The 3,784-nt window shown below is 67.0% G+C and carries 4 protein-coding genes and 1 pseudogene; 3 read left to right on the top strand and 2 right to left on the bottom strand.

Features of this window, described 5'->3' with window-relative positions; translation table 11 throughout:
- Nucleotides 1-152 precede the first annotated feature (152 nt).
- Nucleotides 153-542, top strand: a complete 390-nt coding sequence (locus MTF69_RS42565; RefSeq protein ID WP_243342199.1) for a hypothetical protein — start codon at nucleotides 153-155, stop codon at nucleotides 540-542.
- A gap of 19 nt (nucleotides 543-561) precedes the next feature.
- Here MTF69_RS42565 and MTF69_RS42560 read toward each other — a convergent pair.
- Both MTF69_RS42560 and MTF69_RS42555 read right to left on the bottom strand, forming a co-directional pair.
- A pseudogene (locus MTF69_RS42560) lies at nucleotides 562-1,239 on the bottom strand (transposase).
- A gap of 66 nt (nucleotides 1,240-1,305) precedes the next feature.
- The gene (locus MTF69_RS42555; RefSeq protein ID WP_243342198.1) at nucleotides 1,306-1,713 is read right to left on the bottom strand and encodes a GNAT family N-acetyltransferase; all 408 of its coding nucleotides are present in this window, start codon (nucleotides 1,711-1,713) and stop codon (nucleotides 1,306-1,308) included.
- Nucleotides 1,714-2,299: 586 nt separating this feature from the next.
- Here MTF69_RS42555 and MTF69_RS42550 point away from each other — a divergent pair.
- The gene (locus MTF69_RS42550; protein WP_243342197.1) at nucleotides 2,300-2,701 is read left to right on the top strand and encodes a hypothetical protein; all 402 of its coding nucleotides are present in this window, start codon (nucleotides 2,300-2,302) and stop codon (nucleotides 2,699-2,701) included.
- A gap of 388 nt (nucleotides 2,702-3,089) precedes the next feature.
- Nucleotides 3,090-3,329, top strand: coding sequence for a hypothetical protein (locus MTF69_RS42545; RefSeq protein WP_243342196.1), 240 nt, complete (start codon nucleotides 3,090-3,092; stop codon nucleotides 3,327-3,329).
- Nucleotides 3,330-3,784: the final 455 nt, after the last annotated feature.

Raw genomic sequence — 3,784 nt, 5'->3', positions numbered from 1 at the left:
GCCGAACAATCATTGTGGGAAAGCCCCGCACCAACCCTTATAGGGTTCGGTGCGGGGCTTTTCTGCGTTTACGGACCTTTTCGGTTTCAGCTCGGGCATGGCTAGTGCTGTGACCAGAAACGATCAGCGAGGTGGCCTGCGATGATCGGTGAATGAGCGAGCGCGAGTGGCAGGCGTTGACCAAGTCCGAGGAAGCCTTCATGGTTAATTCGTATGAGATCGACATCCTGGCCGGTGTCTGGGGAGATCTCGACGATGTCGATCAGTCCCGGCCCGTGAAGGAGCTGGCACGGATCTTGCTCACTCTCATCGATCGTGGATGGATCGAGGTTCGTCGAGTCGCGCCGTGGACATCCCCGTCAGGGAAGGAGGGCTTCCAGCCCGGGGAGTTGGTGTCTCGTGATCAGCTTCCGGCGGTCCTGGAAGACGCGTCCAACTGGGAGTACCCGGACGACGGCAACTGGATCGGTGCAGTGACCTTGGTGGAGACGGAAGCGGGCAAGAAGATCACCCGTCGTTCTCCCGAGGAGATGGCCGAGTAGACCGTCGTGGCGGGGACCCTCAGACCGCTGCTGCCAGTGGTCGGCCACCCCACCGGATACCCCTCTCGCTGCGGACACGGGCGCGTTCGCGCCGCTGGGCGGCCAGGACGGAGGAGTGGCGGTTGATGCCCCAGAGGGTGCCGTCGCCGACCGAGTAGCAGCCGTGGAAGTAGGTGACTCCGTGGGTGCGGTGAAAGGTCGCCGGCAGTCGGTCGGGTTTCCCCTGCCTGGCCCAGCACGAGCCGGCGGTCGGATGGATGCCGAGCGGCCCGAACTCGTCGAAGGCGAAGGTCTTCTCGAGGCGCTCGGTCAGCGCGTACTCGATCCGGTCCAGCTTGGTGTCGAAGTCCGGGTCGGCGGACTCCTTCCAGGTCTTCGTGCGCTGGAAGGTGCTTCCGCGGTGGACCAGCAGCGTCCGCAGGGCCTCGCGACCGATCCGTATCGGACGAGCGGCGTTGCGGCGCAGGTGGTCGGCGAGTTTGCGGATCGACCAGTGGGTGAAGGGCTTGCCCGATCTCGTTGAAGCGGTGGATCACGTCTCGGACGGTGTCCTCGTCCGCCTGCACGAGATTCGCGATGACCGGGACGCACTTCCCGCGAGTCGAGGCCAGCAGCATCATCGCCCGCGGAGGCGCACCGTGCTGGTGCTGCCCCGCCGTACGATCCGCTGCAGCTTCTGCCCCTCCTGCTCGGTCAGCCTGAGTAGGTTCGTTTCCGGTCACAGCACTAGCTGGAGCCGGCTGCGGGACAGGCCCACTCCTTCCTATGCCTGAGGCCGCCAGACGTAGCGGACGTCCGGCTCGCGCTCCTCATTGCACAGTCCGTCGGTACGGTCCACCGCGACGAAGCCGTGCCGCTCGTAGAACCGCTGACCCGGTCCGTTGACCTGGAAGGTCCACAGTCCCAGTCCATCCGGCCGCTGCTGCTTGGCCAGAGCAACGAGCCGGTCGCCCAGGCCCTTTCCCCGCCACGACGGATCCAGGTAGAGCTGTTCCAGCTCCTCGCCGTCGAGCACGAGGAGCCCGGCCACGGAGCCGTCGGCTGCTGCTATCCAGGTCTCGTACTCCGGTACGACCACGGACGAGAACCAGTCCCGTACCTCCTCGTCGCCGTGCGCAAGACGTACGGTCGGCAGCGCGGTTCTGAAGGAACGCAGCCAGGTATCGGCCATGCCGGCCGCATCAGAGTCCGTCGCACGCCGAATTACAAGCTCAGCACTGTTCACAGCCCGGGACTATCGCAGAGGAGCGACCCTGCCGCACCCGGATTTGAGGTCGCTGCCCGCAACTGCCCGCCAGCTGCTTGCAGTGCCAAGTCCGTGATGGAGGGCTGCTCAGAGCAGCGAACGCGGGGAGGGGGAAGGGGCGTTGGGCTCCTCGTCCGCCGGCGGCACCACGCCGTGCTGGGCGCCCGTCGTCGTGGGGCCCGTACCCGGGAACGGCCCCGTGGTCTCCGCGACGTTGGTGTGCGGGGGTGCGGGGGTGCGGGTGGTCGCTCACGCAGCTGGTCGATGGGACGGTGGCGCCGGGCGCAGGGGCGCCCGCGGCCATCGATTACGAGCTCGGCCCGGCCTGGTTGCCGTGGTTTGCCGTCGATCCCGACCTGGTTCCCTTCGACTGGGACGACGAGGAGGGCTCTCAGGTCGCCGAAGTGATCGCCTCGATGGTTCCTGCTGCGGATGCCGGGCGGGAGGCGCGGCACCGCTTCATCACCGAGGTCACGGGACCTTCTGGCAGCCCGGCTGCACCTCCCATTCCGTGGGTGAGTCCGCAGCGACGGCCGCAAGGGTGGTCGCGTCGCTGCTGGAGTGGCGCGACTGGCTGGAGGAGCTGGCCGAGCGGTTCGCCCAGCCGGCGCCGCCCGCCGGGGTGGATGCCGAGGATCGCAGCTGGCATCTGGAACGGGCGGCTACCCGACTGGTGACGGTGGTCGTCGACCGCACGGGTGCCGAGTGCGGCTGGTACGGGCTCTGCCACACGGTCCTGACGTGGTTCCTCTCTTCCACGGGCATGGGGCCGGAGCCCGCGAAGGACGCGGTCGATGCCGCGATCGGTGGACGGTTCAAGAGCTGGACGACACCGTCGGGGACCTTGGTCGACGCCGTGGGAGAGGATCTCGCCGTAGGACTGACCGGGGAGCAGCCGTACCGTGACCGCTGACGCCTTGGCCGGCTGGTGCCGTGTCAGGAACCAGATCGACTGGGCTTCCGCGGCCGGTGAGACGCCGGCCCCGGTCGAGGCGGCCGTGGACGGCCTCGGCGTCTGGTGCGGTGCGGGGGCCAGCTCCTCGAATCCGGCTCGAGGCGACCTCTTGCTCGCGGCGCTGACTCAGGTGCGCGAGGACGCTTCTCGTTGGCGTCTCCTCACCTGCGTGCTTCTGGCTGGATGGCAGCGGCTTGTCCTTGGCCTGCCTGAGGTCCCGTTCCCGGCAGGGCGATGCTTTCGCCAAGGGCGGCCGGGAGCGCTACGGACTTACGCCGCACACCCAGCGGGACCTGGAGCACTGTCTGCGCGAGAGCGCTGACCCGAGGGTGCCCCCTGGCCTCCCGTGCCGGCCAGGGCCTACCTGGACGTGGCCTTCTTCCACCCCTTCCCGGATGGCAACGCCCGCCTTGCCATGCTCACCCTCGCCTATGTCCTGGAGCTGGAGGGTGTCCGGCTGGATCAGGTAGGTCCCTTGCAGACCACGCGCTACGCGGACGACGCCGCCGGCGCGGCAGACCTGGCTGCCCTTGTCTCCGTCCTCATCCGCTCGACCCATCAGCGGGCGACCGGAGCCCGTCACTGAGAGCGCTACCTCCCCGCTCGGTGAGGGGGGAGGGGCAGTCGCAGAACACCTCGACCAGGTGGGCGTCCAGCTGGTGGCGGCCGTCCTACACGACGGTGGGGTGCCGTGTCGCGCCGATTTTGACGGTGCAGGGGGCGTGATGTAGAGTCAAACGGTTGCCTGGAACTGGACAAGTTCGGCAGCCGGCCCCCAAAGAAGCAATTCAGAGTGGGCACCCTCGACTCCTCATCCAGGAATCTGAAGCCGGGAAATCCGGTGGAAAACTTCTGATAGAGTCGGACTCGCCGGAAAGGGAAACGCGAAAGCGAAGAACTGGAAAGCGAAACCCGCTTCGACCGGGAATCGGACACGAAAGAGTCTGATAGAGTCGGAAACGCAAGAACAGAACGAAAGCCCGGAGGAAAGCCCGAGAGGGTGAGTACAAAGGAAGCGTCCGTTCCTTGAGAACTCAACAG

The sequence above is a fragment of the Streptomyces sp. AP-93 genome (assembly GCF_022808175.1).
Lineage (GTDB): Bacteria > Actinomycetota > Actinomycetes > Streptomycetales > Streptomycetaceae > Streptomyces.
This window is presented reverse-complemented; position numbering and strand designations above follow the sequence as displayed.